Annotated in this window: 20 protein-coding genes, 1 tRNA gene and 1 pseudogene; 11 read left to right on the top strand and 11 right to left on the bottom strand. The window is 71.0% G+C overall.

Annotated elements, in window-relative coordinates; genetic code table 11:
• The first annotated feature begins 51 nt into the window (after nt 1-51).
• The 3 genes from ACVNF4_RS06540 (at nt 52) to ACVNF4_RS06530 (ending at nt 7,493) form a co-directional block, all read left to right on the top strand.
• Complete coding sequence (locus ACVNF4_RS06540) at nt 52-4,962, top strand: DNA repair ATPase (RefSeq protein WP_461801712.1); 4,911 nt, start codon at nt 52-54, stop codon at nt 4,960-4,962.
• 195 nt (nt 4,963-5,157) lie between these two features.
• Entirely contained in the window at nt 5,158-5,871 is a 714-nt protein-coding gene (locus ACVNF4_RS06535; RefSeq protein ID WP_461801711.1) for an ABC transporter ATP-binding protein, read from the top strand.
• A complete protein-coding gene (locus ACVNF4_RS06530) occupies nt 5,868-7,493 on the top strand; it encodes a DUF6297 family protein (protein ID WP_461801710.1) in 1,626 nt (541 codons plus the stop codon). Before ACVNF4_RS06535 ends, ACVNF4_RS06530 begins: the two co-directional genes overlap by 4 nt.
• A gap of 319 nt (nt 7,494-7,812) precedes the next feature.
• Here the strand turns inward: ACVNF4_RS06530 and ACVNF4_RS06525 are convergent, their stop codons facing one another.
• The 3 genes from ACVNF4_RS06525 to ACVNF4_RS06515 form a co-directional block, all read right to left on the bottom strand.
• A complete protein-coding gene (locus tag ACVNF4_RS06525; protein WP_461801709.1) occupies nt 7,813-8,028 on the bottom strand; it encodes a hypothetical protein in 216 nt (71 codons plus the stop codon).
• Nucleotides 8,025-8,624, bottom strand: a complete 600-nt coding sequence (locus ACVNF4_RS06520; RefSeq protein WP_461801708.1) for a hypothetical protein — start codon at nt 8,622-8,624, stop codon at nt 8,025-8,027. The genes ACVNF4_RS06525 and ACVNF4_RS06520 overlap by 4 nt, the downstream gene beginning before the upstream one ends.
• A 97-nt stretch (nt 8,625-8,721) precedes the next feature.
• Nucleotides 8,722-9,312 (bottom strand): hypothetical protein, encoded by a 591-nt coding sequence (locus ACVNF4_RS06515; RefSeq protein ID WP_461801707.1) that lies wholly within the window; start codon nt 9,310-9,312, stop codon nt 8,722-8,724.
• A 184-nt stretch (nt 9,313-9,496) separates the two neighbouring features.
• Between ACVNF4_RS06515 and ACVNF4_RS06510 the strand changes: the two are divergent.
• A pseudogene (locus ACVNF4_RS06510) lies at nt 9,497-9,844 on the top strand (LacI family transcriptional regulator); the annotation flags it as partial.
• Nucleotides 9,845-9,950: 106 nt separating this feature from the next.
• On the opposite strand, the gene ACVNF4_RS06505 reads toward ACVNF4_RS06510, so the two are convergent.
• From ACVNF4_RS06505 to ACVNF4_RS06495, 3 genes are all read right to left on the bottom strand, one after another.
• Nucleotides 9,951-10,024: transfer RNA gene (locus tag ACVNF4_RS06505), tRNA-Pro, on the bottom strand.
• A gap of 42 nt (nt 10,025-10,066) precedes the next feature.
• Nucleotides 10,067-10,852, bottom strand: a complete 786-nt coding sequence (locus ACVNF4_RS06500; RefSeq protein ID WP_461801706.1) for a Pr6Pr family membrane protein — start codon at nt 10,850-10,852, stop codon at nt 10,067-10,069.
• Between the two features lie 119 nt (nt 10,853-10,971).
• The gene (locus ACVNF4_RS06495) at nt 10,972-11,898 is read right to left on the bottom strand and encodes a metallophosphoesterase (protein WP_461801705.1); all 927 of its coding nucleotides are present in this window, start codon (nt 11,896-11,898) and stop codon (nt 10,972-10,974) included.
• A 180-nt stretch (nt 11,899-12,078) separates the two neighbouring features.
• Here ACVNF4_RS06495 and ACVNF4_RS06490 point away from each other — a divergent pair, with 180 nt between their 5' ends.
• On the top strand, nt 12,079-12,543 hold the full coding sequence (locus ACVNF4_RS06490; protein WP_461801704.1) for a GatB/YqeY domain-containing protein: 465 nt from the start codon (nt 12,079-12,081) through the stop codon (nt 12,541-12,543).
• 594 nt (nt 12,544-13,137) lie between these two features.
• Here ACVNF4_RS06490 and ACVNF4_RS06485 read toward each other — a convergent pair.
• The gene (locus ACVNF4_RS06485; protein ID WP_461801703.1) at nt 13,138-15,471 is read right to left on the bottom strand and encodes a transglycosylase domain-containing protein; all 2,334 of its coding nucleotides are present in this window, start codon (nt 15,469-15,471) and stop codon (nt 13,138-13,140) included.
• A gap of 529 nt (nt 15,472-16,000) precedes the next feature.
• Between ACVNF4_RS06485 and ACVNF4_RS06480 the strand changes: the two genes are divergently transcribed.
• Nucleotides 16,001-16,348, top strand: coding sequence for a WhiB family transcriptional regulator (locus ACVNF4_RS06480; protein ID WP_461801702.1), 348 nt, complete (start codon nt 16,001-16,003; stop codon nt 16,346-16,348).
• A 302-nt stretch (nt 16,349-16,650) separates the two neighbouring features.
• Here the strand turns inward: ACVNF4_RS06480 and ACVNF4_RS06475 are convergent, their stop codons facing one another.
• Nucleotides 16,651-18,201: an ArsA family ATPase gene (locus ACVNF4_RS06475; protein WP_461801701.1), complete on the bottom strand. Its 1,551-nt coding sequence runs from the start codon at nt 18,199-18,201 to the stop codon at nt 16,651-16,653.
• Nucleotides 18,198-19,175 carry an ArsA family ATPase gene (locus ACVNF4_RS06470; RefSeq protein WP_461801700.1) on the bottom strand — a complete coding sequence of 326 codons (978 nt, stop codon included), beginning with the start codon at nt 19,173-19,175 and terminating at the stop codon, nt 18,198-18,200. The genes ACVNF4_RS06475 and ACVNF4_RS06470 overlap by 4 nt, the downstream gene beginning before the upstream one ends.
• A gap of 130 nt (nt 19,176-19,305) precedes the next feature.
• On the opposite strand from ACVNF4_RS06470, the gene ACVNF4_RS06465 reads away from it, so the two are divergent.
• The 4 genes from ACVNF4_RS06465 (at nt 19,306) to ACVNF4_RS06450 (ending at nt 21,684) form a co-directional block, all read left to right on the top strand.
• Nucleotides 19,306-19,461 (top strand): DUF4177 domain-containing protein, encoded by a 156-nt coding sequence (locus ACVNF4_RS06465; RefSeq protein ID WP_010350935.1) that lies wholly within the window; start codon nt 19,306-19,308, stop codon nt 19,459-19,461.
• Nucleotides 19,458-19,922 carry a RidA family protein gene (locus ACVNF4_RS06460; RefSeq protein ID WP_461801699.1) on the top strand — a complete coding sequence of 155 codons (465 nt, stop codon included), beginning with the start codon at nt 19,458-19,460 and terminating at the stop codon, nt 19,920-19,922. Before ACVNF4_RS06465 ends, ACVNF4_RS06460 begins: the two co-directional genes overlap by 4 nt.
• Nucleotides 19,923-19,987: 65 nt before the next feature.
• Complete coding sequence (locus tag ACVNF4_RS06455) at nt 19,988-20,857, top strand: NUDIX hydrolase (RefSeq protein ID WP_461801698.1); 870 nt, start codon at nt 19,988-19,990, stop codon at nt 20,855-20,857.
• Nucleotides 20,854-21,684, top strand: a complete 831-nt coding sequence (locus ACVNF4_RS06450; RefSeq protein ID WP_461801697.1) for an MBL fold metallo-hydrolase — start codon at nt 20,854-20,856, stop codon at nt 21,682-21,684. The genes ACVNF4_RS06455 and ACVNF4_RS06450 overlap by 4 nt, the downstream gene beginning before the upstream one ends.
• Here ACVNF4_RS06450 and ACVNF4_RS06445 read toward each other — a convergent pair.
• Together ACVNF4_RS06445 and ACVNF4_RS06440 are read right to left on the bottom strand one after the other, a co-directional pair.
• On the bottom strand, nt 21,677-22,516 hold the full coding sequence (locus ACVNF4_RS06445; RefSeq protein WP_461801696.1) for a nucleotidyltransferase domain-containing protein: 840 nt from the start codon (nt 22,514-22,516) through the stop codon (nt 21,677-21,679). The two genes, ACVNF4_RS06450 and ACVNF4_RS06445, sit on opposite strands and share 8 nt — an antisense overlap.
• Before the next feature lie 81 nt (nt 22,517-22,597).
• Nucleotides 22,598-23,272, bottom strand: coding sequence for a Crp/Fnr family transcriptional regulator (locus ACVNF4_RS06440; RefSeq protein WP_010350941.1), 675 nt, complete (start codon nt 23,270-23,272; stop codon nt 22,598-22,600).
• A 327-nt stretch (nt 23,273-23,599) separates the two neighbouring features.
• Between ACVNF4_RS06440 and nth the strand changes: the two genes are divergently transcribed.
• Entirely contained in the window at nt 23,600-24,418 is an 819-nt protein-coding gene (gene nth / locus ACVNF4_RS06435) for an endonuclease III (protein WP_461801695.1), read from the top strand.
• Nucleotides 24,419-24,628: the final 210 nt, after the last annotated feature.

Below are 24,628 nucleotides of genomic sequence, written 5' to 3'. Positions count from 1 at the left end.
CTCCGGCGTCCCGCCCACCCACACCACCCACCAACACCCCTGGGGGAGACGTTGAGTTCACAGGCGTACGACGGTGTCGACCCCGGTACCTACGAACTCCTCCGCGACCGCCTCGCCGCCCAGGCCGCCGAACTCGCCCGGCACACCGAGCAGTTGAACGCCCGCCGGGTCGAGGAGTTCGGCGCCACCGGCCTCGCCCTCACCGGCACGGCCACGCTGCGCACCGAACACCCCGCCCACCCGAGGGACGTCGTAGGGATCGGCGACTTCCTCCTCCTCGGCCTCGACACCGGCCACAGCGCAGGCCACGGCGCCGGCCAGGAGCCCCAGGGCCGCCCCGAACGCCAGGTCTCCGACGTACTGGCCCTGTACGACCGCGAGTTGAACCCCGCCCCGGACAGCGCCCTGCCCGGACTCCTCGACTCCCCGGACTTCGTACGGGAGTTCACCGCCCTCCACCGCTACTACCGCCAGGCCCGCCTCCTCAGGCTCCACCGCACCGAAGACCGCCTGCTGGCCGTCTTCCGCACTGGCGAGAAGTCCGACGACATCCGCGTCCTGCGCTGGTCCCTCACCCCGGCGGGGGAGCCGGTCTTCCTCGACGCCCGAGGCGACCGCGACCACGTACGACCTGAGAGCCACGACGTCCCCTGGACCGAAGTAGTACGGGACGACCATGTCCAGGGCCGCTACGCCCGCCTCCCGGAGGGCCTGCGGATCTCCACCTCCGACGGCACCCTCACCCTCACGACGGACACCGGTGACACCCTCCACACCGAACCCGTCACCGAGACCCTCCAGGCCCTGGCCGACGCCGACATCGCCCACGCCCGCGCCGGCACCCTGATCCTCGTCAGGGTCCGCCCCTACCGGGAACCCGGCCACCGGTACCTCGTCGTCGACACCCTGACCCGGACCGTCGTCCGGCTCGACGGCATCGGACAGGCGTGCCGGCGCCTCCCCGACGACCAGGGCATCGTCTTCCCCGGCGGGTACCACCTGGCGTCCGGGGCGCACAAGACCTTCGAACTCGACGCGCAGGGGCTGGAGTTCGAGCAGGAGGTGGTCTCGCCGTACGGGGAGGACGTCCTCTACGCTTTCCGCGCCGAGGGGCGGGCGCTGCTGCTGTCCTACCACACCATCCGTAAGGAGTTCGCGGCGCCGCTGACCGGACAGGGCTGGGCCCGCTGGGACGACGGCGAACTGGTGGTGCTGCGGGCGGGCGAGGAGCCGGGGCGCGTGCACGCCGTGCAGCGCTGGGCGTCGCCGTACGTCTCCGACCTGCACGTGCCGGCCGGGGGAGCCGGCGGGGCGCTGGACCGGGTCGGGAACGCCGACCTGGTGCGGGGGATCGCCGACTGCCTCTCGATCGCGCGGTCGGCGGCGTCGCTGGCGCGGTCGGCGGGGGAGACCACCGAGACCACCGAGACCATCACGACCGCCGCAACCACGGCCCCCACCCCGACAGTCGAAGGCCACCAGGCACTGGTCGCAGCCTGCGCCCGAGCAGCCGACACCCACCACTGGCTCAACGACGGCGAACTCGGCGGCCTGGGCGCCCTGTTGACGGACGTCCGGACCACCGCCGAACAGGTCCTCGCCGAGTTCCGCACCGTCCGCACCCTCACCCGGCAGGCCGCCGACGCCCTCGACGAGGCCGGGGAACGGCTCGCCTCCGTCGTCCGCCGACTGCGCGGCGAGGCCCCGCGCACGGCCACCGCCTGGGTCACCGGCCTCACCGAACTCCGGTACGCACAAGGCCACTTGCTCACGCTGAAGGAGATGCGGTACGCGGACCTGGCCCGCATCGACGCGCTCACCGAAGAGGCCGGGGCCGACCTCGGCCGGTTCGGGCGGCGTGCCGTCGAGTTCCTGGCCAGGTCGGACGCCTTCGACGGCCAACAGGCAGACGTGGAAAGGCTGTCGGCCGACGCGGACACCGTCACGACCGTCGCGGATGCCGGGGCCGTCGCCGACCGGATCGAGGCACTGGGCGAGGGGCTGCGGACCCTCACCGAGGTGGTGGCCGGCCTCGACATCGGGGACGCGACCGTACGGACGGCCGTGCTGGAACGGATCGCCGGCCTGCTCGGCGGCGTCAACCGCGCCCGCGCCCTCCTCGACGCCCGCCGCCGCACCCTGCGCGACAGCGAAGGACGCGCCGAATTCGCCGCCGAATTCGCCCTGTTGGGACAGACCGTCACCGGCGCCCTCGCGGCGGCGGACACCCCCGACGCCTGCGACACCCAACTCGCCGGCGTCCTGGTCCGGCTGGAGAACCTGGAGTCGAGGTTCGCCGAGTTCGACGACTTCCTCGCCCAACTCGACGACCGCCGCACCGAGTTGGCCGACGCCTTCGCCGCCCGCAAACAGAGCCTCCTGGACACGCGCGCCCGCCGCGCCGAACACCTCGCCACCTCCGCCGCCCGCGTCCTGGAGACCATCGCCCGCCGCGCGGCGACCCTGCCCGACGCCGACGCCGTCAGCACCCACTTCGCCTCCGACCCGATGGTCGCGAAGATCCGCCGCACCGCAGAAGAACTCCGCGGGCTCGGCGACTCCGTACGGGCGGAGGAACTGGACGGCCGACTGCGCGCCGCCCGTCAGGAGGCGACCCGCGCCCTGCGCGACCGCACCGACCTCTACGCCGACGACGGCCGCACCCTGCGCCTGGGCGCCCACCGCTTCGCCGTCACCACCCAGCCCCTCGACCTCACCCTGATACCCCAGGGTGACGGCCTCGCCTTCGCGCTCACCGGCACCGACTACCGCGCCCCCGTCACCGACCCCGCCCTCACCGCCGTCCGCCCCTACTGGGACCGCACCCTCCCCTCCGAATCCCCGCAGGTCAGCCGCGCCGAACACCTCGCCGCCCGGCTCCTGCGCACCCCCGGCCCCACCGCCCTCACCGCGACCGACGACCTCCCCGCCCTGGTACGCGAGGTAGCTCAGAAGTCGTACGACGAGGGGTACGAACGCGGCGTCCACGACCACGACGCGACCGCGATCCTCCACGCCCTCCTCCCCCTGTACGACCGCGTCGGCACCCTCCGCCATGAGCCCGCCGTCCGCGCCGCCGCCCAACTGGGCTGGACGCACGGCCTCGGAGCCGGCGTACGGGAGACCTGGACCCGGCGCGCGGTGTCACTGGCCCGCGTCAGCGAACTGTTCGGCACGGCTCCCGGAATCCCGGACCTGATAGGGGAGTTGGCGGCCGCTCTGGACACACGAGGTGTCTCACACGCAGCCGCCGAATACCTCTTCGAGGAACTGACCAGCGGCCCCGAAGGGTTCGTACTGAGCGAACCCGCCCGCACCCTGATCGACAAGTTCCGCTCCACAGTGGGCAGTTCCGCGTACGACGACGACCTCGCCGCCCTGGAAGGACCGGCGGACCGGCGGCTGCTCGTCCACGCGTGGCTGTCGGCGTACGCGTCGTCGAGCGGGCTGGACGTGACGGAAGGCGAGCTGGCCGAGGCCGTCGCGGCGGAACTCTGCCCGAAGTTGACGCGGTACACGCTGGAAGTCTCGCCCGCCGTCACGGTCGAGGGGCTGCTGGCATCCCATCCACGCGTCGTGGACGGCAAGTTGAACCTCCGCCTCGATGAATTCCTGGCCAGGACCGACGAGTTCGAGACACACGACGTTCCCGCCTTCCGTGCGTACCAGCGACGGCGTGCCGAGCTGGTGGCGGCGGAGCGGACGAGGCTGCGGCTGGCGGAGCACCGGGCGCGTCCCCTGACGGCCTTCGTGCGCAGCCGGCTGATCGACGAGGTGTATCTGCCGCTGATCGGCGACAACCTCGCACGGCAGATCGGAACGGCGGGGGAGTCGAAGCGCACCGACACCGGCGGTCTGCTGCTCCTGATATCCCCACCGGGATACGGGAAGACGACCTTGCTGGAATACGTCGCCGACCGGCTCGGCCTGATGCTGGTGAAGATCAGCGGCCCGGCTCTCGGGCACGACGTCACCTCACTCGATCCGGCCGAGGCACCGAACGCCACCGCACGCCAGGAGATCGAGAAGGCCAATTTCGCCTTGGCGGCCGGAAACAACACACTTCTCCATCTCGACGACATCCAGCACGTCTCCGCCGAATTCCTCCAGAAATTCATTCCGCTGTGCGACGCGACCCGGCGTATCGACGGAGTGTGGGACGGCGAACCCCGGACTTTCGACCTCCGGGGAAAGCGGTTCGCCGTCTGCATGGCCGGAAACCCCTTCACCGAATCCGGTGCGCGATTCCAGGTCCCGGACATGCTCGCGAATCGGGCAGACGTGTGGAATCTCGGAGACGTCCTCGCCGGCAGGGAATCCGTTTTCGCCGAGAGCTTCCTGGAGAACGTGCTCACCTCGAACCCCGTCCTCGCCCCGCTCGCCGGACGCGACCGGTCCGACCTGGACGGCTTCGTCCGCCTCGCACAGGGCGATGCACAGGGCGACGCGCAGAGCGGCCCCTCCGCAGGGCCGAACCGGCTGCGCCACCCCTACGCCCCCGCCGAGATCGAGGAGATCGTCTCCGTCGTCCGCCACCTGCTGCGGGCCCGGGAGACAGTGCTCGCCGTGAACGCCGCGTACATCGAATCCGCCGCCCGGTCCGAGAGGACACGGACCGAGCCGCCGTTCCGCCTGCAAGGCTCGTACCGCACGATGAACCGAATCGCCCAGCGAATCCGGCCCGCCATGAACGAACGCGAACTCGACGCCGTCATCGAGGACCATTTCCTCGCCGAGGCGCAGACGTTGACCGGCGGGGCCGAGGCGAATCTGCTGAAACTCGGCGAACTGCGCGGAACGCTTTCCGCCGAACTCTCCGAGCGCTGGCAGGCGGTGAAAGCGTCCTATGTCCCGGCGAGCGAAAGCGATCCGCTGGGACGAGCCGTCGTCGCACTGGAAGCGCTCGCCGAGCGAATCGCGGCGGTCGAGGAGGTTATCGGCCGGGCGGCCGATCGGCGCTGAATCAGTGAAGATCTCACTGTTTTCCGCCGACGTCAGGTGATCGAATTGCGTCGGGCGGTGCTGGCGGAATGCGCCGCCCGCCCAGGACAACCCCTGACCGTGGAGGGCCCGAACACCGTGTGGGGACGGGACCCGGGCCCTCCACACCTTCCCGGAGATCCCGGCCCTCCGAGATCGACCGGCACAGCTCTGCCTATGCTGTCGAAGATGTCAAGGACCAGGAAACAAACGGCAGTTGAGCACGCGGAACTGAGAACCCTGCTGGAATTACGGGAGGTTGCGCATTCCTACGGCGGATCCCCGGTGCTGGACGGGGTGAATCTGACCGTGGCACCGGGACAGTGCGTCGCTCTCACCGGGAGCAACGGATCGGGCAAGTCCACCCTGCTCCGGCTGGCGGCGGGACGCGAACGGCCCACCTCCGGCACCGTCCTCTTCGACGGAGCCCCGATGGACGGCGACGATCCGGGTGTGCGGGCGGCGGTCGCCACCGTGATGGACGTCGACGCCTTCTATCCCGATCTGACGGTCCGTGAACACCTCATGCTCGTGGCGCTCGCGCACGGTCTGGGTACGACGGCGCGCGACGCCGTGGCCGAGGTCCTGACCGCTCACCACCTGGCGGACCACGCGGACCTGGTGCCGTCCGCGCTGTCCTCGGGGTTGAGGCAGCAGATGCTGCTGGCCGCGGCCTTCGTCCGCCCGCACGACCTGCTCATCGTCGACGAACCCGAACAACGGCTCGACGCCGCCGCGCGGCGGGAACTCGCGGACCGGCTGGCCCGGCACAAGGCACAGGGGGTGGCCATCCTCATGGCCACCCACAACGACCACCTCGTCGAGGCGGTCGCGGACCGCGTGATCAACCCGGCGACCGGGCGGCACAGCGAACCGGCGGGACAGGCGTGAGCACGCAAACACCGCCCGACCACACCGCCGAGGTCCTGCGGTTCCTGCGGGCGGCCCGCAGCGAGTACCGGTCGGAGCGCCGCAGGAGCGCGGCCTTCGCGGCCTACCTGCTGGTGCTGTTCGGCGGGGTGTGGGGCGTACCCGCTCTGCTGGCCGTGGCGAAGCTGGGACGGTCGCACCGGCTCGACCGCACGGAACCGCTCCTCCAGGCCCTGCCCCTGTGGCTGCCCGCCGTCCTCGCCCTGGCGACACTGCTCGTCGTGCGCAGCGCGGTGTGGCGCGGTCCTGTCGTCGCGGACAGCGCGACGGTGTCCTGGCTGCTGCCGCAGCCCGTCGCCCGCGGACCACTCCTGCTGCCGAGGCTGGCGTCGACGGCCGCCGTCAGCGCGCTGCTGGGCATGGTGAGCGGCGGCGTGCTCGGCTTCCTCGTCGGCAACCTGTCGGGGGCCGCCTGGCTCGCGGTCACAGCCGCGGGCGTCTGGGCCGGGCTCGGCACCGCGCTCGTCGGCACCGGGCTCGGCGTCCTGATCGTGCGTCACGAAGCGCGCTGGGAACGGCGCCAGCGCCGGATCTTCCAGGCCGGCTGGTGCGGGATCGCCCTGCTCGGCCTGCTGTCCGTCATCGCCCTGACCCACGGGCTGCCCACCTGGACCGGCACCACCGCCCTGTGGCTGCTGCCCTGGGGCTGGGCGGCCCAGCCCTTCACGGCGGCGGCGCTGGGCACAGCGCCGGGCTGGCCGCCGGCCACGCTGATGTGGGCGTGCGTCGTCGTCGCGACGGCTGTGCCGGCCGTGCGGGCCGTACGGGACATCCCCGCGGAAGCCCTCCGGCTGCGCGCCACGGTCGCCGACCGGATGGGTACCTCGCTGTACTCCCTGGACCTGCGCCGGGCCCGCTCCGCGATGCGCGTGCGGCAACGGCGAGGGGCACGCCCCACGCCGTGGCTCCGGCCGCCGCGCCTGCCGTGGCTGGTGCTTCCCTGGCGTGACGTGCTCTGCCTCGTACGAGAACCCGGCCGGATCGGCTGGGGCTGTGCATGGTCCGCGCTGTCCGTCGCCGCCCTCGCCTTCGCGTCCGCCCGGACCGGGACGACCGCCACGCTGTCGTCCTGCGCCGCCGTGTGGTTCCTCTACCTGGCCGCCGCCCAGTTCGTCGAGCCGGCCCGGCTGGAGAGCGACGACATGCGCCGCAGCACCCTGCTGCCCTACCGCGCGGGCACCCTCGCACTGTGGCACGCGGTCGTCCCCGGACTGCTGCTGGCCACCACCACAGCCCTCGGCCTCGCGGCGTGCGCCGCCGTCGGCCGGTGGACACCCGCCCTGACGACGCTGCCGACGGCGGTACCGGCGAGCGTGGGCGCGGCACTCGTCGGCGCCTACCGCGGCCCCGTCCCCTTCCACCTCCTGGTGGGCACCGAGACGGCGATGGGCAGCACCGCACCGATCCAGACGGCCGTCTGGTACTTGCGCGGGCTGCTGGCGCTGCTGGCACTCACCGCCCCCGTGGCGGTCACCGCGGCCTCAACGGGAACCTGCGGGCCACAGGGCACTGCGTGGCTACTCATGACCGGCGCCGCGAGCCTCCTGTGGAGCCGCCGGACGGCTCGACGGCTGAACGCCTGACTGCTTTGACGGTTGAACGCTTGATGCCCTGATGCCCTGATGCCTGACGCCAGGCACCCTGGCACCTGACGCCCTGCCACCCGTCGCGGCCGGCTCCGAGGCGATCACGTCGCCCCGGGTCCCCCGGCCGCAGCAGCCGCACCGTCTCCCCCTCGGCCCGCCGCCCTCCCCAGGACGCCCCCGCCCCGCTCACCGGCGTCCCGCGACGAAGGCCCCGGGAGCGGGGCTTGGGCTCTCGGGGCCTTGATCAATGCCAGTACGTGTGTCCGTTTTCGGACATGGGTGTGCGGAAAGATCGCGGCCCATGAATCGCCGCACGTCAAGCGCTGCTGACCTCACGGCGGGCGCGGGCCTCGGGAGCGTTGCGGGCGGCGGTGACGTCGGCGACCGTGTAGAGGGGGTGGCGGGGGCTGCCGGCGGAGCGGTGGAGTACGCGAGGCGGACCCGGTGCCGGATCGTCGCGGGTCTCACACCGCCGGGCGGGGCCGAGGCGTAGCGCATGGGGTCCATGGTGCAGGACGTCCCGTTCGGTCATCCGGTGGGAAAGGTCCACTCGACGGGTTCGTCAAGGCTCCCGGGCGCGTAGATGACTTTGGTGGGACGTTCCTTTCCAGGGACGGCGTAGGCGATCTTGCCTCTGACGCAGTCACCGCCTTTCACCTTGCCCTCGATCGGATACTCGGGCTTGGGGAAATCGCCGTAGGTGGTGCCGGAGGCCTCGATGCGGGCGCCGTCGGAGTAGGCGAGGACCCACGGGGTGCGGGAGACGACGACGGTGTCGCTGCCGCTCAGTGCGCACAGCTTGATGTGCAAGGCCGACCACACGTATCCGCGCTCCCCGGTCTCGGTGGCTGCGGATGCCTGGGCGTTGAAGCCGTGTTCGTAGCCGATGACGGTGACGCTGGTCTCGGCATGCATGCCGTCAGCGTCGGAGGAGTTGGAGAACGTGTCGCCGATTGTCCGGGTGGTTTGATCTCCGCTGGGAGCCGAGGACGGCGTGGTGCTGGCCGGCGAGGACGTGCTGGAGGCGGACGGCTTGCTGCCGCTGCTCGGAGCGCCGTTCTGGCAGGCGGTCAGCAGGAGTGCTGCGGCGGCCAGTGCGGTGGCGGTCAGGGTGGTGCGGGTTCTCACGGTCCCCCTAAACGGGTGTGGTCGGCCGACTGCGTGCGAGGCGAGCGGCGGAGGCTGCCCGTATGCGTTCGCTGGACAGCCTCCGGTGAGGTGTGAGCTACTCCCAGCCGCCGGTGAAGTTCGAACTGGCCTGGGCGTTGCAGATGTTGTAGCCGCCGGCAGCGTGGGCCTTCTTGGTCTTGCCGTTGACGGTCACCGAGCAGTTGATGTCGCCGGAACCCTGCAACTGGGCCATGACGTGGAAATACAAGGCGTCCTTGGAGATCGGAAGGGTGGCCTCGAAGGCGCCGTTCTTGAAGGTGCCCTTGCGGGTGTCGGAGTCGGAGCCATAGGTGATGTCGAGGCTGCCGAGGGACCCTGCGGGTGCGTCACCCCAGACCTTGAAGGTGACCGTGTCGGCCTTCTTGTCGTCGTCCTTCCCGGTGTCCTCCTTGGCGTCCTGGGCGGCGGGCTTGCCGGCGCCGCCGGTGGTCGCGGAGGGCTTCGACTCAGAGACGTCGGAGGTACCGGAGTTGTCGGAGCTGGCAGCGCCGCCGAACGCGGCGACGGCGATTCCGATGAGGACGAACAGCCCGATGACACCGAGGCAGCCGAATCCGAGGATCTTCCCAAGCGGGGACTTCTTCGGCGGCTGGGGCTGGAACGGCGGCTGGCCGTAAGGCTGTTGCGGGTATTGCGGGTGAGTCATGGTTCCCCCCAAGGCTCTGGATAGCGGCGTGCGATGTACGACTCGTGTGAGACCTGTGTGGTTGCGGTGTAAAGGAAAGTTCACCCGACCGTGACCGAAGGGTCCGATGAGGTGCCGTTGTGGCGATGTGCCGGTGAGGCCCGGCCCTTCGAGGGGTTGCCACGCTCGCCGGCGTTTCGACGGGCCCGAGAGGGTGGCGGCGCCGACTCGGGTGCGAGTCGAAAAGGCGATCGCGGAACTCGGCTTCGTTCCCCGCCACGGTTCCACCAGGCAGGCTGAACACTGGCGTCGCTCCGGACACGCACAGTGGATCTTCACCCCGGCGGCCTCGGGCTGGTACCCGAAGAAGCTCCGCAGGAAGCCCATCCCGTGCCGGTGACTGCGGAACCCTGACCGGGGTCGACACAGCCTTCGACATCTGCTGCGCACCGTGATGGAGCAGCACGGGCTTCCGAAGGTCTTGATGGACTACGTCATGGGACACACGGATTCGTCGGTCGGCGCCCAGTACACCCACGTCACGGACGAGATGTGGGGGATATCCATCATCACACCCAGCTGACACCCAGGAGCACCTGAAAAACCGCCAGGGGCCCGACCCGCTAAGCGGATCAGGCCCCTGACCTGGTACTTCACTGTCGGGGTGGCGGGATTTGAACCCACGACCTCTTCGTCCCGAACGAAGCGCGCTGCCAAGCTGCGCTACACCCCGATGTCGCTGCTGATGTTGCTTGTCGCGGCGACGTCGTTAACTTTAGCCCACAGGCGGCTGGAGACGAAATCCGGTTTTGGGGTGGGGGTGGACGAGGTTGGGGCGGGTGTGGTCGAGGGCGGTGAGGAGGAGGGAGAGGGCGTAGACGGCGAGGCCGAGGAGGAGGGCGTTGGCGAGGGTGTGGCGGTAGCCGTCGGTGGCGACGTCGAGGAAGGGGTAGAGGTAGCGGGAGGGGGAACCGGCCGCGAGGAGGTGGCCTCGGGCGAGGGTGAAGCCCAGGTACACCAGGGGGTAGAGCAGCCACGACGCGGTCTGTCGCAATCGCATCCGCGCCGCCGGCGTCAGCAGGAGCCAGTCGAGGACGGCCGCCGCGGGGATCGCCGTGTGCAGGAGGTGACCCGCGATCACGTGCCAGCCGGTCGTCCCGCCGGTCAGCGGCGCCGCGTTCGCGTGGTGCGCCAGCAGGAGGTGGTACGTCAGGGCGCCGGTCACCGTGTAGAGGAGGGCCGCGCCCGTCACCGCACCGGGCAGCGGACGCCGCGCCGCCCACGCCCGCCGCGCCGACAGCGCCGTCACCAGCGCCAGCACCAGCGTGCTCTGTACGGAGAAATGGCTCAGCACGACCGACGGGTCGCCCAGCATCACCGCCAGCCCCGCACTCCCCGCCGCCGCCCCCGCCAGCATCAGCCGCAGCACCGCCGCGAGCGGTCGCCGCACCGGCGCGACCACGGCCGCCGCCGGGACCTGCGAGACGTATCGGGGGAAGAGCGCGTGCGTACGGGGGATCGCTGGCAGGTCCGGGATGTCCCGGGGTATCGGAGCGGTCATACCCCCAAGCTAGGGAAACCGGGCATACCGGGCGATCCGGGTGGGCCGAGTGGGGGACGCGGAACGCCGCCCGAGGATCCGGACGACGCCGACGGCACACCCCACCCCCTCACGACCCCCTACTCCCGCCCCACCAGCGTCAACAACGTCACCTCCGGCGGACAAGCGAACCTCACCGGCGTATACCGGTTCGTCCCACACCCCGCCGACACATGCATGTACGACGTCCGCTCCCCGACCGTATGCGTCGACAACCCCTTCACCCGCCCCGCATCAAGATCGCAGTTGGTCACCAACGCCCCGTAGAACGGCACGCACAACTGCCCCCCGTGCGTGTGCCCGGCCAGGATCAACGGATACCCGTCCGCGGTGAACGCGTCGAGGACACGGAGATACGGCGCGTGGACGATGCCCATGGAGAAGTCGGCGGAGCCGGACGGCCCCCCGGAGACCTGCTCGTACCGGTCCCGGCGGATGTGCGGATCGTCGAGCCCCGTCAGCTCGATGGAGACCCCCTCGACCTTCAGGACGCCCCGCGTGTTGGTGAGGTCGAGCCACCCGGCGCCGTCGAAGCCGTCCCGCAGCTGCTCCCAGTCGATGTGTTCGACGTCGACGGCGGGCGCGTTGCCGTTCAGGCCGTGTTTGCCGCTGACCTTCTCCAGCAGGTACTTCGCGGGGTTGCGCAGCCTCGGCCCGTAGTAGTCGTTGGAGCCGAAGACGTACGCGCCGGGGAACTCCATCAACGGACCCAGCGCGTCCAGGGTCTCCGGGATGCCGTCCGGGTCGGAGAGGTTGTCGCCCGTGTTGATCACGAAGTCGGGGCGCAGGCCCGCGAGGGAGCGCAGCCAGCGCTGCTTCTTGCGCTGCCCGCCGACCATGTGGATGTCGGAGACCTGGAGCACACGCAGCGGACGCATCCCCGCGGGCAGGACCGGCACGGTCACCCGCCGCAGCCGGAACGAACGGGCCTCGAACCCGGCCGAGTAGATCAGTCCGGCGGCGCCGACCGCCGCGATTCCCAGGGGAACTCCGTATCGCGCGTGCATACCGCCATCGTGTCAGACCCACCCCCTCCCCATCACCGCCCGCCCCCTGACCCGACCCCCATTCGCCCCCTAGGTGCACCTCGGGCCAAAACCCCGAGATCCCGGCCGAGTTCACCCCGCCGGCCCCGTCCCCCGTAATAAAAAAACCTCCTCCCTCCCGCACCTGCCACAATCGACCCCATGACCACGCTCAAGTCCAAGCTTCAGGAAGACCTCAACACCGCGATCAAGGCCCGCGACGAACTCCGCTCCTCGACGCTGCGGCTCACGCTCACCGCGATCACCAAGGAGGAGGTCTCGGGCAAGGAGAAGCGCGAGCTCTCCGACGACGAGGTCCTGAAGGTGCTCGCCCGCGAGGAGAAGAAGCGCCGCGAAGCCGCGGAGGCGTTCACGCAGGGCGGCCGGACCGAGCAGGCGGAGCGGGAGACGGCGGAGGGCGCGTTCCTCGCCGAGTACCTCCCCAAGCAGCTCACCGACGACGAGCTGACGGAGATCGTCGCCGCCGCCGTCGCCGAGGCGAAGTCCGCCGGTGCGGAGGGCCCCCGGGCCATGGGCGCCGTCATGAAGCTGGTCGGCCCCAAGGTCGCGGGCCTCGCGGAGGGCGGCCGAGTCGCCGCCACGGTGAAGAAACTCCTCGCCGGCTGACCCCGCACACCCCAACACCCGCCCCGGCACCCCGGCCCCGCTGATCCGGGCCGGGCAACCCGGGGCCTTCGCCTACCTGGGGCTGGACATCCCCGCCCCGCTGATCCAGAGGCCCGGGCAACGCGGCCCCCGCCAACCCGGGGCCGCGTAACCCGGCCAGCGCCAGGTCCGGGCAACCCACCCCGGCAACCCCGGGCCACACAACCCCACCCAGCGCCAGTGCCGGGCACCCTGCCCCGCTGCTCCAGTGCCGGGCAACCCGGATCCCTCGCCCACCCGGGGCCACACATCCCCGCCCCGCTGATCCAGATGGTCCGGGCAACCCCGCCACGCCAGTGCCAGATCCGGGCAACCCACCCTGACAACCCCGGGCCACACAACCCCACCCCGTCGGTCCAGTGCCGGACACCTGGGCCCCCGCCAACCCGGGGTCGAGCAACCCCGTCAGCGCCAGGTCCGCGCACCCCCACCCCGGCAACCCCGGACCAGGCGCCCCCACACAACAAAGGACCCCTCCACCACCGTCCGCCACACCAAACAAGTGCCGCACACGACGCTGAAGGGGCCCTTCGAACCGCCCTGGATCCGGCGGCCCTAGTGCCGGCCCCCGCCCCCGCCCCCGTTCCCGTTGTTCCCCCGGAACAACCCCTCAGGCAACCCGGTGATCGTGGGGTTCGGGAAGCCCCCGCCGTTGGAACCACCGTTGGACGAACCGCCGTTGGAGCTGCTGCCGCCGCCACCCCCGCCGAGCAGCCCCCCGATGAACCCGTCGTTCTTGTCGCCGTTGCTGTTGTCGTTGCCCCGGCCGCCGCGCCCGCGCCCGCCGTTGTTGCCGCTGTTGTCGCGGTCGGCCTTGCTGCCGGGGATGGTGACGGTGCGGAACTGGGGGGAGTCTTTGCCGTCGAGGGCGCCGGTCATGGCCTGCTTCCAGATCGGACCGGGGGTGTCACCGCCGTAGACGAGGCCGTGGTACTGGCCGCCGATGGTGATGTTCTCCATCTCGACCTTCTGGGTGGCGCTGCCGACCCAGACCGCGCCGGAGAGGTTCGGCGTGTAGCCGACGAACCAGGCGTTCTTGCGGGAGTCGGTCGTACCGGTCTTGCCCGCGTTGTCGCGGTCCTTGAGGCCGGCGGTCTTACCGGTACCGGAGTCCACCACCCCGCTGAGCAGGGTGTTGACGGTGTCGGCGGTCTTCGCGCTCATCGCCCGCGAGCACGTCGACTTCGGCACTTCGAGGGACTTCTTCGTGTTCCCGACGGTCTGCGTGATCGACTCGATGGCGACCGGCGTGCAGTACATACCGCGAGAGGCGAACGCGGCGTACGCGCTGGCCATGGTGAGCGGGGAGAGACCCGTGGAACCGAGGGTCATCGACGACGGCACCTCGGGGACCTTCGTCCCGTTGCCCTGGACCACGTGGAGCCCGTCGATCATCTTGGACACCGGGCACATCCCGACGTCCTCCAGCATCTGCACGAAGTACGTGTTGACCGACAGCTCCATCGCCTTGCGCAGGTCGTACGGTCCGACCTCGGACTCGCTCTCGTTCTCCACGGTGTAGCCGCTGTCGTTGCGCCAGTCCTTGCCGCTGCACGTGGAGACCCGGTCCGGGTACGGCATCTGGTACGGCGCCGGGTACACCTGGTTCGCCGGACGGCCGTCCTCCAGCGCGGCGGCGGCCAGGAACGGCTTGAACGTCGACCCGGTGGGCCAGCCGAAGTTGGACCCCCCGTACGCCTTGTCGACGGAATAGTTGTACTCGGTCTCATTTTTGCCGTAGCCATACGGCTTCGACTGACCCATGCCGAGGATCTTGCCGGTGCCGGGCTCGACGAGGGTGACGGCGGTCGCGACCTTGTCGGACTGGTAGACGTTGTCCTTGATCGACTCCTGGACGGAGTCCTGGGCCTGCGGGTCCAGGGTCGTGCGGATCGTCAGCCCGCCCTGGTTCCAGATCTTGGCCCGGTCCTCCTTGGTCCGGCCGAAGACCGGGTCGTTGAGGAAGACCTTCTCGACGTACTTGCAGAAGAACCCGGCGCCCTTGACGGCCGTGATGCAGCCGTTCTTCGGCTGGGTGACCTTCAGCCCGAGCGGCGTCGCCTTCGCCTTGTCCGCGTCGGCCTGCGAGATGTCGCCGAGCTCGGCCATCCGCTGGAGGACGATGTTGCGGCGCAGGGTCGCCTGCTTCTCGTCGTTGATCGGGTCGTACAGGCTCGGCGACTGGACGATCCCCGCGAGCAGCGCCGCCTCCTGGACGTTCAGATCCTTCGCGTGCTTGGAGAAGTAGCGCTGCGAGGCGGCCTCGACGCCGTACGCCTGCTGCCCGAAGAACGTGATGTTGAGGTAGTTCTCCAGGATCTTCTTCTTGCCGAGTTCCTCCTCGACCTGGATCGCGTACTTCAGCTCACGGATCTTGCGGCCGATCGTCTGCTGAGTGGCCTCGGCGACCTTCGTCGGGTCGTCGCCCGCCTCCTCGACGAAGACGTTCTTCACGTACTGCTGCGTCAGCGTCGAGGCGCCCTCGGAGACGCCGCCGCTCTGCGCGTTCTTGTTCACCGCGCGCAGGATGCCCTTCAGGTCCACCGCGCCGTGCTGGTAGAAGCGCGAGTCCTCGATCGCGACGATCGCCTTCTGCATGTACGGCGAGATGTTCTTGAGGTCGACCACCGTGCGGTCGCGCGAGTACACGGACGCGATCTGGTCGCCCTTGGCGTCCAGGATCGACGTGCGCTGGCTGAGCGGAGGCGTCTTCAGGTTGGCCGGGAGTTCGTCGAACGACTCCACCGACCCCTTCGCGGCAAGGCCCAGCGCGCCGACGGCGGGCAGTGCGATCCCTGCCAGGACCGCTCCGGAGAGCACGCTGACACCGAGGAACTTGGCGGCCTGCTGCGTCGTGGACAGACCACCGCCCGAGCGCTTCTTTGGCATGCGGGCCAGCCTAATCCGTCGCTCTGCGCGTTCCCGTGGCCCGGGCGCCTGTGGGGCTGTTCGGGGACAGGATTGTGACGTGGGGGCGCGCGGGAGGTGAAAAGGGAGCGCGGTGGCGAGCCGCGCGCGCGTACCTTCTCATTCTCCGGACACGCGTATATGCCTTGGCCTAAGCTGCTCTCAAGAGTCACAGCAGCAGGGCCACGTATCAATACGTCCGACGACCCCGAATCGTTCTGGAGATGCCCGACTTTTTTGTCGGGGGCGTGCCCGAATTCGCCTCGTGTGTCACGCGGCGCCCGTTGTGGCACCAGTGAACTGCCCTGATTTCGCCGGGTAAGTCATGTTTGTCGCAGGCTCACTCGCTCGGGTGATCTGCCGGATGCGCATAGTCCGTTCGGGCCATTCAAGATTGGGCCTGAAGGGGGTGTTGCGCTGTGCCCACCTTCCGTAACGTCCTCAACTGGCGGCGGTGAATATGCCGCTGCCGCCGTGGGGGAGCCTCGATTCGGGAGAGGACGGCGCCGGTATGGGCTGGGTAACCGACTGGAGTGCGCAGGCTGCCTGCCGCACTACTGATCCGGATGAACTGTTCGTTCAGGGAGCAGCGCAGAACAGGGCCAAGGCGGTGTGCACCGGTTGCCCGGTACGCACCGAGTGCCTGGCGGACGCGCTCGACAACCGCGTCGAGTTCGGCGTGTGGGGAGGGATGACGGAGCGCGAACGGCGGGCCCTGCTGCGCCGCCGGCCGACCGTCACCTCCTGGCGCAGGCTCCTGGAGACCGCACGCTCGGAGTACGAGCAGGACACGGGCGTCGCCGGTGTCGTCTCGCTCGACGACGAGCGGGTGTACGAGAGCTACGCGGCGGTCGGATAGCGGTCGCGGGCCACGCGCCCGAGGGCTCCCGTGAGCCTTCGGCGGGCGTCGGGTCCGTGGGCTTTCGAGAGCCGTCGTGCTCTGTGCTTGATGCTTGATGTGCCGCGCGCTGAATTCCTTCCGGGCCGGGCCGAGGGCGGGGGCTCGCATCTCGGCTCGGGGTTTTCGGCCGACGGGTGGTGGACCGGGCGACGGATCCCGCCTGCGCGCGGACGACGCCGGCTCCGGACGACGCCGGTTGCGTGGACGACGCTGTCGGCACCGCGTGCTTCGGCCGGCGGCGTTCTCTCCGGTGGGCGGCGTCAGCGGGCGGCGTTCTCCTCCGGGAGCTGTGGACGGTTCGCGGCGAGGCGTGCGCCGATGTCCCGCAGGCCGGCCAGGTCGTGTACGTCACCGGGGAGCGCGGCGACTTCGGCGACCGCGACCTCGGGGTGGCGGGCGGTGAAGCGGTCACGTGTGCGCTGCTCGCGGGAGAGCAGGTGCATACGGTCGGCGTGCAGCCTCAGGAGGCCGGCGGTGAGCCGGTCGACGGACCGCTCCGCGTCGGCGCCGGTGGGGGAACCGCCGTCGGGGGGAGGGGAGTCGGTGCCGGGGGAATCCGAACTTCCGCGTGGGTCGGGAGAGTTACGTAGGTCAGCCTTCCCTGGGTCCTGATCCACAATGCCGGAGAGATCAAGATTTTCCGCGCCGGGACCGAGGTCCTGGGCGGTGCCTTGGCCGGTGTCCTCGGTGGCGTCCGCGTCGCCACCTCGGGTGAGCCCCGCCGTCAGCGTCTCCGCCGCGCTCAGCGCCCGCTCCGCGGACAGGTGGGCGGCGTCGCTGCCGTGCACCCGGTTGAGGACCAGGCCGGCCAGCGGCATGTCCTCGGCGGCAAGGCGCTCCACGAAGTACGCGGCCTCCCGCAGGGCGTCCCGCTCGGGGGCGGCGACCACGAGGAACGCCGTGCCGGGGGCCTGGAGGAGCTTGTACGTGGCGTCCGCGCGGGTGCGGAAACCGCCGAACATCGAGTCCATGGCCGCGACGAACGTCTGGACGTCCTTGAGGAGCTGGCCGCCGAGCAGCTTGCCCAGCGCGCCGGTCATCATCGACATCCCGACGTTCAGGAACTTCATCCCCGCGCGCCCGCCGACCTTCGCGGGGGCCAGCAGGACGCGGATCAGCTTGCCGTCGAGGAACGAGCCGAGCCGCTTGGGGGCGTCCAGGAAGTCCAGCGCGGAGCGCGACGGGGGCGTGTCGACGACGATCAGGTCCCACTCGTCCCGCGACCGCAGCTGGCCGAGCTTCTCCATCGCCATGTACTCCTGCGTACCGGCGAACCCCGCGGACAGCGACTGGTAGAACGGGTTCCCCAGAATCGCGGCGGCCCTCTCCGGGTCCGCGTGCGCCTCGACGATCTCGTCGAACGTGCGCTTCATGTCCAGCATCATCGCGTGCAGTTCCCCACCCCCCTCGACCCCCTTCACCCGCCGCGGAGTGTTGTCCAACGAGTCGATCCCCATCGACTGCGCCAGCCTCCGCGCCGGATCGATCGTCAGCACGACGACCTTCCGCCCCCGCTCCGCCGCCCGCAGCCCCAGCGCCGCCGCAGTCGTCGTCTTCCCCACCCCACCGGACCCACAGCACACCACGATCCGGGTCTTGGGGTCATCGAGCACCGGGTCGACGTCGAGCACGCGCGCGGGGGAGAGACGACGGGAGCCGTCGTGGCTCTGCGGGGAGGAGGCGGGCTTGCCCTGGGACGCGGTCGCGTTCCCGGCGGGGCGGGCTTCGGAAGCGGGCCCTGTTGCCGGTCCGCTCTTCCGGGCGGAGCCCTTCGTCGCGGTCCCCCCGAGAGGGGTCGGGTGCGTGGTCATGCGATTCCCTGGTTCCGCAGCTCGGTGGCGAGTTGGTAGAGGCCCGCGAGGTCCATGCCCTCGGAGAGGAGGGGGAGTTCGTGGGTGGGGAGGCCGAGGTCGGTGAGGACGGTGCGCTGCTCCTGCTCCAGACGGTGGCGCTCGGCGTACTCCGCGGCCTCGGTGAGGAGGGGGCCGACGAGTTTCTCCGCGTGCCCCCCGCGCCGCGCCGCGCCCAGCCCCGCCGCCGACAGCGCCCGTGCGACAGAAGAACGCGCGACGCCGTCCACGAGTTCCAGCGAGGCGCCGTCCAGCACCTCGGGCCGCACCATGTTGACGACGACCCGCCCCACCGGCAGCCGCGCCGCGCGCAGCTCGGCGATGCCGTCGGCGGTCTCCTGGACGGGCATCTCCTCCAGCAGCGTCACCAGATGGACGGCGGTCTCCGGGGACTTCAGCACCCGCATCACCGCCTGCGCCTGATTGTGTATCGGCCCGATCCGGGCGAGCCCGGCCACCTCGTCGTTCACGTTCAGGAAGCGCGTCACCCGGCCCGTCGGCGGCGCGTCCATCACGACGTAGTCGTAGGCGAACCGCCCGGACTTGTCCTTGCGCCGCACCGCCTCGCACGCCTTGCCGGTCAGCAGGACGTCCCGCAGACCCGGCGCGACCGTCGTCGCGAAGTCGATCGCGCCCAGCTTCTTCAGCGCGCGCCCCGCACTGCCGAGCTTGTAGAACATCTGGAGGTAGTCCAGAAGGGCCAGTTCGGGGTCGATGGCCAGCGCGTACACCTCCCCGCCCCCGGGCGCGACGGCGATCTTCCGCTCCTCGTACGGAAGGGCCTCCGTCTCGAAGAGCTGCGCGATGCCCTGCCGGCCCTCGACCTCGACGAGAAGCGTCCGCTTCCCCTCCGTCGCGAGGGCCAGCGCGAGGGCCGCGGCGACCGTCGTCTTTCCGGTCCCGCCCTTACCGCTGACGACCTGGAACCTGCTCACGTCTTCGAGCGTAACCATTCGACGCCCGGACCAATCAGCAGCCTGTGGATAAACCAGTACGACAGTCCCACGGGCATCGCGCCCCGGCCTGTGGACAAACCCCCTCCCCACATGCGGATACAGTCGCCCCATGACCAAGTGGGAATACGCGACGGTGCCTCTTCTCGTGCACGCGACCAAGCAGATCCTGGACACCTGGGGCGAGGACGGCTGGGAGCTGGTCCAGGTCGTGCCCGGACCCAACCCCGAGCAGCTGGTGGCCTACCTGAAGCGGGCCAAGGCATGAGCGCGGTCGAGGCCAGGATCGCCGAACTCGGCCTGACCCTCCCGGACGTCGTCCCGCCGCTGGCCGCCTACCAGCCCGCCGTCCGCTCGGGCGCGTACGTCTACACCTCGGGCCAGCTGCCCATGGTCGACGGCACGCTTCCCGTGACCGGCAAGGTCGGCGCCGAAGTCACCGCCGAACAGGCCAAGGAGCTCGCCGCGCGGTGCGCCCTGAACGGCCTGGCCGCCGTCAAGTCCGTGATCGGCGACCTGGACCGGGTCGTCCGCGTCGTCAAGGTCGTCGGCTTCGTCGCCTCCGCGCCGGACTTCACCGGCCAGCCCGGGGTGATCAACGGCGCCAGCGAGCTGCTCGGCGAGATCCTCGGCGAGAAGGGCGTGCACGCGCGCAGTGCGGTCGGCGTCGCGGTGCTGCCGCTGGACGCGCCGGTCGAGGTCGAGTTCCTCGTCGAGGTCTCCGACTGACGTACCCGTCCCGGGAGCCACAGGTGCCTCTCGAACATTCGCTCCCCAGCGGATAGCCTCCGCCCATGGCGAATGGGCAGTGGTTCCCACCGGACTGGCCGGACCTCATCCGCGCGCTGGCGGACGGCACGCTGACACCCGTCGAACCCCGGCGCGCGGCCACCGTCATGCTCCTCAAGGACACCGGCGCGGGCCCCGTCGTCCACCTGCTGCGCAGACGGACGACGATGGCGTTCGCCGCGGGCGCGTACGCGTACCCCGGCGGCGGCGTCGACCCCCGGGACGACGACCGGACGGTCCGCTGGGCGGGCCCCACGCGCGCGTGGTGGGCCGACCGGCTCGGCGCGGACGACGCGTCGGCCCAGGCGATCGTCTGCGCCGCCGTCCGCGAGACGTACGAGGAGGCCGGCGTCCTGCTCGCGGGGCCGACCGCCGACACGGTGATCGAGGACACCACCGGCGACGACTGGGAGGCCGACAGAGCCGCTCTGGTGGCCCGTGAGCTGTCGTTCGCGGAGTTCCTGGACCGGCGGGGGTTGGTGCTGCGTTCGGACCTCCTGGGGGCCTGGACGCGCTGGATCACCCCCGAGTTCGAACCCCGGCGATACGACACGTGGTTCTTCGCCGCCGCGCTCCCCGCAGGACAGCGCACCCGGGACGTCTCCACGGAGGCCGACCGCACGGCCTGGCTCCGGCCGGCCGCCGCCGCGCAGGCGTACGACCGGGGCGAGTTGACGATGATGCCGCCGACCGTCGCCACCCTGCGTCAGCTCGCGCTCTGCGGCAGCGCGTCCGAGGCGCTCGCACACGCGCGGGAGCGCGATCTCACGCCGGTCCTCGCGACCGCCCGGCTGACGGACGACGAGATCGTGCTGTCCTGGCCGGGACACGACGAGTTCACCAAACACATCCCGATCCCCGGAGCCCCCGCATGACGCACGCAGGCGCCCTGCCCGGCCGTCCGCGCGGAGGGGTCCTCTCCGGGCCCGCCACCCCGCGCGCGGTCAACGTCCTCGCGCCGAACGCCTCCGCGATGACCCTGGACGGCACGAACACCTGGATCGTCGCCGAACCGGACTCCGACCTCGCGGTGGTCGTCGACCCCGGCCCCCTGGACGAAGGCCACCTCCGCGCGGTGATCGACACCGCCGAGCGGGCCGGCCGCCGCATCGCCCTCACCCTCCTCACGCACGGCCACCCCGACCACGCGGAGGGCGCCGCCCGGTTCGCCGACCTCACGCGTACGCACGTACGCGCGCTGGACCCCGCGCTGCGCCTCGGCGACGAGGGCCTCGCCGCAGGTGACGTCATCACCACCGGCGGCCTGGAACTGCGCGTCGTCCCCGCTCCCGGCCACACCGCCGACTCCCTGAGCTTCCACCTCCCGGCCGACCGGGCGATCCTCACGGGCGACACCGTCCTCGGCCGAGGCACCACCGTCGTCGCCCACCCCGACGGCCGCCTCGGCGACTACCTCGACACCCTCCGCCGCCTGCGCTCCCTCACCGTCGACGACGGCGTCCACACCGTCCTCCCCGGCCACGGCCCCGTCCTCGACGACGCCCAGGGCGCCGTCGAGTTCTACCTCGCCCACCGCGCCCACCGCCTCGCCCAGGTCGAGACAGCCGTCGAGAACGGCCACCACACGGCCCCCGACATCGTCGCCCACGTCTACGCCGACGTGGACCCGTCCCTGTGGCCGGCCGCCGAACTCTCGGTCCGGGCACAGCTGGAGTACCTGCGGGACCACGGGCTCATCTGAGAGGCGGCCGTCCGCCCTTCACGCCGTGCACGCGCGCGTACTCCTCCGCCAGCCACGGCCCCAGATCCTCCGTGTACTCCGCCAGCACCTCCGGGGAGTCCGTCGGCTCGTGACCTCGCCGCGCCGCCGCGCGGAGCTGGGCCCCGCGCGCGGGGTAGTACTCGGCGAACGCGGCGGCCATCTCGTGGAGGTCGCTCGTCCAGCCGTGCCAGCGGGGCATGACGAGGGTGAAGGCGGTGCGGACGAGGTGGCGGGACTGGAAGCGGACGAGGCGCGCGCGGGAAGGGGAATCGGGCGCGGCGGCCACGCGTGAGCGCCAGACGGGGAGCAGCGCCGCCAGGTCGCCGTTCGTGTCGCGGGCGAGGCGGGAGTCCGGGCGGTAGCGGGGGAGGTACTCGGCGAGGTCGTCGCCCAGGAGGGGCGTGCACAGGCAGGCGACGAAGAAACCCATGTCGTACGTCTCGGCGTCGCTCAGGAGGCGCTCACGGCCGTACAGGAGGGCCCCGACGCCGTCGATCTCGGGGAACTCCTTGTCGAGCTGGTCCCCGAGGGCCGAGGCGGCGTCCCTGTCGGCCTCGGAGGGCTCCGCGCGGGTGGCGATCAGGAGGTCGAGGTCGCTGTGCCCCACGCGCGCGGTGCCGCGCGGGATCGAGCCGTACAGGTACACGCTGTGCAGCCGGGCCCCGAAGACGTCCAGGACCCGGTCCCGGGCCGCCGCCACGACCGGACGGAAAACGGGCCGCACGCGCGCGAGGGAGCCCTCGCGGGCGATACGGCCCTGGGGGTCGAGCCCCCGGTGTTCGAGACGTCCGTGGGGAACCGGTTCTGCCATGCGCCCACTGTGGCGCCGGAGAAAGCCGTCGGGCAGCTCATTTTCGACGCGGCCCGACGGAATCAGCCCCCGGGAGGACGCTCAGCGGGACCGCTTGGCCAGCCGCTCGACGTCCAGCAGGATCACCGCGCGGGCCTCAAGGCGCAGCCAGCCGCGCTGCGCGAAGTCAGCCAGCGCCTTGTTGACGGTCTCCCGGGACGCGCCGACGAGCTGCGCCAGCTCCTCCTGCGTGAGGTCGTGGACGACGTGGATGCCCTCCTCCGACTGCACGCCGAACCGGCGCGAGAGGTCGAGCAGCGCGCGCGCCACCCGGCCGGGAACGTCGGAGAAGACCAGGTCGGACATCTGGTCGTTGGTCTTGCGCAGGCGCCGCGCCACCGCGCGCAGGAGCGCGCCGGCGACCTCGGGACGCGCGTTCAGCCAGGGCTGGAGGTCGCCGTGGCCGAGGCCGAGCAGCTTGACCTCCGTCAGCGCCGTCGCCGTCGCCGTGCGCGGGCCCGGGTCGAACAGCGACAGTTCGCCGATCAGCTCGCCGGGGCCGACCACGGCGAGCATGTTCTCGCGGCCGTCGGGGGAGGTGCGGTGAAGCTTCACCTTGCCCTCGGTGACGACGTAGAGCCGGTCGCCCGGGTCGCCCTCGTGGAACAGTGAGTCGCCACGCGCGAGGGTCACCTCACTCATGGAGGCGCGCAGCTCCGCCGCCTGCTCGTCGTCGAGAGCAGCGAACAGCGGGTTGCGCCGCAGAACGTCGTCCACGAGTTCTCTCCTTGTCGACCTGCTCAGGGGATCTTGCGCCCCCACGTACCAGGGGACCCTGTTGCCCATTTTGCCGGACGGTCCAAACAGTGTGATCTGTCACAAGGATGCCGCACACCTGTCCTGAGGTAAGCGGCAGGGGTCCAATCGGGGGCGGTTCCCGGGGGCCGGGGCGGATGTCGGTGCCGGGCTCTAGGCTGGTCGAGTGTCCAAATCGCCAGTGGGAGCGCGGGCCTGGGGTGGCCGCGTGGCGGGCGTGCGGCGGGATTCCGCCGTCGGCGAACAGGACGGTGGGGGATCTCCGATGGCGGGACGAAAAGGGCGGACATGGCGGACAAGGCATCTGTGAAGAAAACGTCCGGAGGCGGGAAAACCGAGTCCCGTACGGCGCTGGTCCGCCGGGCTCGCCGGATCGACCGGGAACTGGCCGAGGTCTATCCGTACGCCCACCCCGAGCTGGATTTCGACAACCCCTTCCAGCTGATCGTGGCGACGGTCCTGTCGGCGCAGACCACCGACCTGCGGGTCAATCAGACGACGCCCACACTCTTCGCCAAGTACCCGACCCCCGAGGACCTCGCCGCCGCGAACCCCGAGGAGGTCGAGGAGATCCTCCGGCCCACCGGCTTCTTCCGGGCCAAGACGAAGTCCGTGATCGGCCTCTCCAAGGCGCTCGTCGAGGACTTCGGCGGTGAAGTCCCCGGCAGGCTGGAGGACTTGGTCAAGCTGCCCGGGGTCGGCCGCAAGACGGCGTTCGTGGTGCTGGGCAACGCGTTCGGCCGTCCCGGCATCACCGTCGACACGCACTTCCAGCGCCTGGTCCACCGCTTCCGCTGGACGGCCGAAACCGACCCCGGCAAGATCGAGGCCGCGATCTCCGACCTCTTCCCCAAGTCCGCCTGGACCGACCTCTCCCACCACGTCATCTGGCACGGCCGCCGCATCTGCCACGCCCGCAAGCCCGCGTGCGGCGCCTGCCCCATCGCCCCCCTCTGCCCCGCCTACGGCGAGGGCGAGACCGACCCCGAGAAGGCCCGCAAACTCCTCAAGTACGAGAAGGGCGGCTTCCCGGGCCAGCGCCTCAACCCACCCCAGTCCTACCTCGACGCGGGGGGCAAGGCGGCTCCGCCGTTGGGGAGCGCGTAGGGGGACATCGCACGCACGGGGTTCGTCGGCGCCGGGGAGGGGGGCGAGGCGGCCGGTGGGCTCCCGCGCACGCGCGCGGAGGGGGCGAGCCGAATCGGGCGGGCGCCCCAACATGCGCGCGTGTGATTCGCCGTCGTGCGCGGGACGGCGGGGGCCTCCGGGAACACCGGGGTCTCGCCGCTGACGCGCGTGCGCGCGGAGCGGGGTCGG

The organism is Streptomyces sp. S6 (assembly GCF_054880855.1).
Note: the sequence above shows the minus strand (reverse complement) of the source record. Positions and strands in the feature narration are given on the sequence as shown.

Bases quoted from the DNA above. Each gene is read 5' to 3' on its own strand.
- ACVNF4_RS06475 (WP_461801701.1), bottom strand. From the start codon at position 18,201: ATGACCACGCACCCGACCCCTCTCGGGGGGACCGCGACGAAGGGCTCC.
- ACVNF4_RS06490 (WP_461801704.1), top strand. From the start codon at position 12,079: ATGACCACGCTCAAGTCCAAGCTTCAGGAAGACCTCAACACCGCGATC.
- ACVNF4_RS06535 (WP_461801711.1), top strand. From the start codon at position 5,158: ATGCTGTCGAAGATGTCAAGGACCAGGAAACAAACGGCAGTTGAGCAC.
- ACVNF4_RS06455 (WP_461801698.1), top strand. From the start codon at position 19,988: ATGGCGAATGGGCAGTGGTTCCCACCGGACTGGCCGGACCTCATCCGC.
- ACVNF4_RS06465 (WP_010350935.1), top strand. From the start codon at position 19,306: ATGACCAAGTGGGAATACGCGACGGTGCCTCTTCTCGTGCACGCGACC.
- ACVNF4_RS06445 (WP_461801696.1), bottom strand. From the start codon at position 22,516: ATGGCAGAACCGGTTCCCCACGGACGTCTCGAACACCGGGGGCTCGAC.
- ACVNF4_RS06525 (WP_461801709.1), bottom strand. From the start codon at position 8,028: ATGACCGAACGGGACGTCCTGCACCATGGACCCCATGCGCTACGCCTC.
- nth (WP_461801695.1), top strand. From the start codon at position 23,600: ATGGCGGACAAGGCATCTGTGAAGAAAACGTCCGGAGGCGGGAAAACC.
- ACVNF4_RS06515 (WP_461801707.1), bottom strand. From the start codon at position 9,312: ATGACTCACCCGCAATACCCGCAACAGCCTTACGGCCAGCCGCCGTTC.
- ACVNF4_RS06495 (WP_461801705.1), bottom strand. From the start codon at position 11,898: ATGCACGCGCGATACGGAGTTCCCCTGGGAATCGCGGCGGTCGGCGCC.
- ACVNF4_RS06480 (WP_461801702.1), top strand. From the start codon at position 16,001: ATGGGCTGGGTAACCGACTGGAGTGCGCAGGCTGCCTGCCGCACTACT.
- ACVNF4_RS06485 (WP_461801703.1), bottom strand. From the start codon at position 15,471: ATGCCAAAGAAGCGCTCGGGCGGTGGTCTGTCCACGACGCAGCAGGCC.
- ACVNF4_RS06500 (WP_461801706.1), bottom strand. From the start codon at position 10,852: ATGACCGCTCCGATACCCCGGGACATCCCGGACCTGCCAGCGATCCCC.
- ACVNF4_RS06460 (WP_461801699.1), top strand. From the start codon at position 19,458: ATGAGCGCGGTCGAGGCCAGGATCGCCGAACTCGGCCTGACCCTCCCG.
- ACVNF4_RS06450 (WP_461801697.1), top strand. From the start codon at position 20,854: ATGACGCACGCAGGCGCCCTGCCCGGCCGTCCGCGCGGAGGGGTCCTC.